This window comes from Rathayibacter sp. AY1D5, assembly GCF_002932515.1.
In the GTDB taxonomy this organism is placed as follows: domain Bacteria; phylum Actinomycetota; class Actinomycetes; order Actinomycetales; family Microbacteriaceae; genus Rathayibacter.
Genome location: NZ_PSVU01000094.1, coordinates 1 through 4273, shown reverse-complemented (window position 1 = coordinate 4273; position 4273 = coordinate 1). Strand labels below are relative to the sequence as shown.

The following is a 4273-nucleotide window of genomic DNA, read 5'->3' as shown; positions in this document are numbered from 1 at the left end:
CGCCGCCGCCTGGTCGGGCAGCTGCCCGGTCCCGCTCGCGATCCGCTGGAGTCCCGACGAGAGGTCGGACGCTCCGGAGGCCGCGCTCCCCGCGCCCGAGCGGAGGGAGTCGGCGCCGGTCGCCAGCTGCGCGGTGCCGTCCTGCAGCTGCGCGAGCCCGACGACCAGCTCGGAGGAGCCGGACGCGGCGGTCCCGGCGCCGTCCGCCAGCTGAGCGGCGCCGTCGGCCGCCTGCTCGAGGCTCGAGTGCACGTCGGTGAAGCCGAGGTAGACGTTCTCGAGGTAGGTCGCGCCGACCTTCTCCTCCAGCGTCTTCGTCACGGTGGTGCCGATGGTGGAGGCGATGTTGCCGACGATCAGGTTGGCCGCGTCGTTCGTCTCGATCGACAGCTTCGCCTGCACGGCCGCGGCGGGGTCGTCGCCGCCGACGGAGGCGACGTCGGCCGAGAAGCCGGCCGGCACCGTCAGCACGGCGAGGACGTCGCCGGAGGCGAGCTCGCGGGACGCCTCGTCGGCCCCGGTCGCCGTCCAGGCGAAGTCCGAGCCGGACGTGTCGGTGGTGAGCTGCTCGGTCAGGTCGTCGCCGAGGGCGAGCGCGGAGCCGTCCGAGGCGGTCGCGCCGGTGTCCTCGTTGACGATCGCGGCGGGCACCGTGTCGAGGTGGTGCGTGGGATCGAGGTTGGCCGAGGTCAGCAGTCCCGCGTAGATCAGCGGGATGAGCGCGATCGCGGCGAAGACGACGACGAGGCGCGGGTTCACGGCGCGCAGGGCGCGGCGGAGCGGGGAGGTGGTCATGGTCCTTCTACTTCGTGGAGTGCAGGGCGGCGAGCCGCGGCGAGGCGACTCCGGTGACGAGGAGCTCGGCGATGTCGGCGGAGGCCGAGGCCACGGGACGGCGGGCGTCGCCGTCGAGGAGCCAGCCGACGACCAGCCAGGTGGTACCGGCGGCGAGGAGGACGGCGAAGCGCTCGACGCGGGCGTGGTCGCCGCCGCCCGATCCGCGCTCGGCGAGGGGCGAGAAGGCGAGGAGCCGCTGCGCGAGGAACGCGACGACCGACTCCTGCACGGCGCGGGCCGTGCCTCCGCTCAGCACGCGGCGGTAGAAGTCGGCGTGCACGAGCAGGCCCTCGAGGAGCCCGCGGACGATGCGGGGGACCGCGCCCTCCCAGTCGGCGGGGGCGGTGCCGGGAGCGACGTCACCGAACAGCGCGTGCATCCGCTCCACCGCGGCGGCCTCGATCAGTGACGGCACATCCCCGAAGTGCTGGTAGAACGTGGGGCGGCTGACACCCGCGGCGCCGCAGAGCTCCGTGATGGAGGGCTGGTCGTCGCCCGGGCGGTCGAGGGCACTCGTGATCGCGGTGAGCAGGAGCTCGCGCGAGCGGGTGAGCCGCGGATCGGTCACGGGGTCCTTCTTCCCGGCGCGAGGAGCGCCTTCTTTACGTCCGTCAGATAACTTACAATCGTAAAGAAGAGCGCGCAAGCGTCAGGAGGAGGGCGGCTCCGGGAGCAGCGTCGAGATGGCGGACGTGTCGACGATCACCGAGTCGTGCGGAGTCAGTCCCGGGCTCCGGGGCGTCGGCACCGGCAGGCGCACGAGCAGGGCGCCCGGATCCACGCCGAAGCGCCCGGAGCGGGTGCGGCCGACCGGATCGCCGTCCAGCTCGGCGAGCACCGGCTGGTCCAGCTCGAACGAGAACTCGCGGCCGGGCCACTGCCGGAGCGAGGCGAGCCCGTTGCGGTTGCCGGTCGCCACGTCCAGCGCGAGGCCGAAGCGCCGACGCAGCAGCACCAGCTCCAGGTCGCCGTCGTCGAGCACGGCTCCGGCGGCCAGCTCGATGTTCGCGACCACGGAGCTGCAGTTGCAGGCCAGCACCATGAAGCAGCGCTGCGGAGGCTCCTCCGCGCCGTCGATCGTGAGGGTCACCTCGAATCCGGCCTTGAACATCGCCGGCGCCCCCGCCGCGAAGTAGGCGCCCCAGCCCACCCGCTTCTTCAGCTCCTCGTCCGTCTTGTCCATGATCTCGGCGTCCAGGCCCACCCCGCCCATCACCATGAACACCCGCTCCTCGCCGTCGTCGAACGCGGCCGTGCCCACGTCGATCGCGCGGTCCTGCCCGAGCAGGGCGATCTCGACCGCCTCGGGCAGCGAGCCGAGCGGGATCCCGAGGTTCCGCGCGAGGAGGTTGCCGGTGCCGCTGGGCAGCAGGCCGTAGGGGACGCCGGTCCCGCGCAGCACCGTGGCGACGGCGCGGACGGTGCCGTCGCCTCCCATCGAGCAGACCAGGTCCGGGCCCGCCTCGAGCGCGGCGCGGGCCGCGGCGGCACCGGAGTCGCCCGGGCTGGTCTCGAACCAGAGCGGCTCGTTCCAGCCGTGGCGGCGCGCGATCGTCGCGACCAGGTCCTCCGCGGCGCCGACGTCGTCGAACTTGCTCGGGTTGATCACGACGGCGACGGTGCGCTTCTCGGGTGCCTTCACCCCGTCAGTCTGACGGCACCGGCGACCGGTCCAGTCGCGCTGACGCCTCCAGGGCGAGCACGGCGCCGATCTCGGCCGAGAGCGTGGCGGGCAGCGACGGAGGCACGTCCCAGCGGGGCCCGGCCAGCAGCACGCCGCGGCGGACGCTCGAGCTCTGCAGCGCGGCGACGCTGCCGGCGACGAAGCCGCGGACGCGAGCCGCCACCGCGGGCGCGACTCCGCTCGTCGTGGCGAGGTCGACGAGGTGCCGGTAGGCGATGCCGCCGAACAGGGCGCCGTCCCCCGAGCCCTGGTCGACGAAGACGCCGTCGGGGGCGAGCCGGTCCAGCAGGTCCTCGGCCGTGCGGGAGGCGTGGGCGACCAGGCGGGGGTCGGGCCGCAGGCGGTGCAGGGCGAGCGCCGCGCCGATGTAGACGGCGTGGTTGTAGCTGAAGGCCCAGTCGTCGCGCGCGGAGCCTCCCTCGCGGCCGATGCCGTCGGCGACGAAGCCGGTGTCGTCGTCGCGGAGGCGCACGTGCATCCAGTCCAGGGCGGCGCGCGAGAGCTCCTCCCGGCCGTCCGGCCGCAGCCGCTCCAGGCGCGCGCCGAGGATCGCGAACGGGCCGTTCGCGGGCGCGTTCTTGTAGTCCAGCTGCCGGCGGCGCCAGGCGAGGCTCGCCCCGTGGCGGAGGTTCCAGCCCCTCGCGACGGCGAAGTGCCAGAGGCGGTCGGCCCGGTCGAGGAACCGCGGATCGCCGGAGGCCTCCCCGAGGCGGGCGAGCGCGCCGCCGAGCCACATCATGTCGTCGAAGTAGCCGTTGACCAGGCGCCCGCCGTTGCGGAGGCGGATCGCGCGGTGGATCCGCCGGGCCCGCTCCAGGTGCGCCTCGTCGCCCGTGCGCTCGAAGGCGTCGACGGCCGCGTCGATCGCATGCGCGAGCCACCAGTAGTTGAACTCGAGGTCGGCCCGCAGCGAGGTCGGGTAGCTCATGTGATAGCCCAGCAGCGGCACCGCGAAGAGCCGCTCGAGGCTCTCCTGCGCGGTGTCCGCGGCGCTACTCGTAGACGTGCGGGGCGAGGACGGCGACATCGCGGAGGTTGCGGTAGCGCTCGGCGTAGTCGAGCCCGTAGCCGATCACGAACTCGTTCGGGATGTCGAAGCCGACGTAGGCCACGTCGACCTCGACCTTGGCGGCCGCGGGCTTGCGGAACAGCGCGCAGATCTCGACGGACTCGGCGCCGCGGCTGCGGAGGTTGCCCTGCAGCCACGAGAGCGTGAGGCCGGAGTCGATGATGTCCTCGACGATCAGCACCTTGCGGTTCGTGATGTCGGAGTCGAGGTCCTTCAGGATCCGCACCACGCCGGACGACTTGGTGCCGCTCCCGTAGGACGAGACGGCCATCCAGTCCATGACGATGTCGAGCTTGAGCTCGCGGGCCAGATCGGCCATCACCATCACGGCGCCGCGCAGCACCCCGACGATGAGCAGGTTCTCGCCCGCGTAGTCGCGCTCGATGGCGCGGGCCAGGTCGCGGATCCGCTCGTGGATCTCGGCCTCGGTGTAGAGGACCTCGGTGATGTCGTCGGCGATGTCGGCTGCTTCCACCCGGCCACTCTACGGGTGACCGGCCCCCGTCTCCCCTCCGCGAGACTCCTGCTCTCGTACACCTCCGTCGGCGAGTCGCGTGCCGGAGCGGCGTCTCGCGGGGAGGGGCCGGGCGTCTCGCGGGGACCGGCGTCCCCTACGGCCTGCTGCCCAGCGGCACCGGCAACCTCCTCGCGCGGAACCTCGGGATCCCGCTCGGCTCGCTGCC

5 protein-coding genes are annotated in these 4273 nt (G+C 73.3%); all 5 read right to left on the bottom strand.

Translation table 11 applies throughout. The features are described from left to right. Positions 1-795: YhgE/Pip domain-containing protein (locus C5C82_RS16810; protein WP_219814864.1), on the bottom strand; the 795-nt coding region annotated here is incomplete at its 3' end. 7 nt (positions 796-802) lie between these two features. Next, the gene (locus tag C5C82_RS16805; RefSeq protein WP_104272970.1) at positions 803-1405 is read right to left on the bottom strand and encodes a TetR/AcrR family transcriptional regulator; all 603 of its coding nucleotides are present in this window, start codon (positions 1403-1405) and stop codon (positions 803-805) included. A gap of 81 nt (positions 1406-1486) precedes the next feature. Continuing rightward, positions 1487-2479, bottom strand: a complete 993-nt coding sequence (locus tag C5C82_RS16800; RefSeq protein ID WP_104226014.1) for a diacylglycerol kinase family protein — start codon at positions 2477-2479, stop codon at positions 1487-1489. A gap of 4 nt (positions 2480-2483) precedes the next feature. Further along, entirely contained in the window at positions 2484-3449 is a 966-nt protein-coding gene (locus tag C5C82_RS16795) for a glycoside hydrolase family 76 protein (RefSeq protein WP_181134472.1), read from the bottom strand. Between the two features lie 64 nt (positions 3450-3513). Continuing rightward, a complete protein-coding gene (gene hpt, locus C5C82_RS16790) occupies positions 3514-4065 on the bottom strand; it encodes a hypoxanthine phosphoribosyltransferase (RefSeq protein ID WP_104224109.1) in 552 nt (183 codons plus the stop codon). Positions 4066-4273 lie beyond the last annotated feature (208 nt).

Bases quoted from the DNA above. Each gene is read 5' to 3' on its own strand.
- C5C82_RS16795 (WP_181134472.1), bottom strand. From the start codon at position 3,449: ATGAGCTACCCGACCTCGCTGCGGGCCGACCTCGAGTTCAACTACTGG.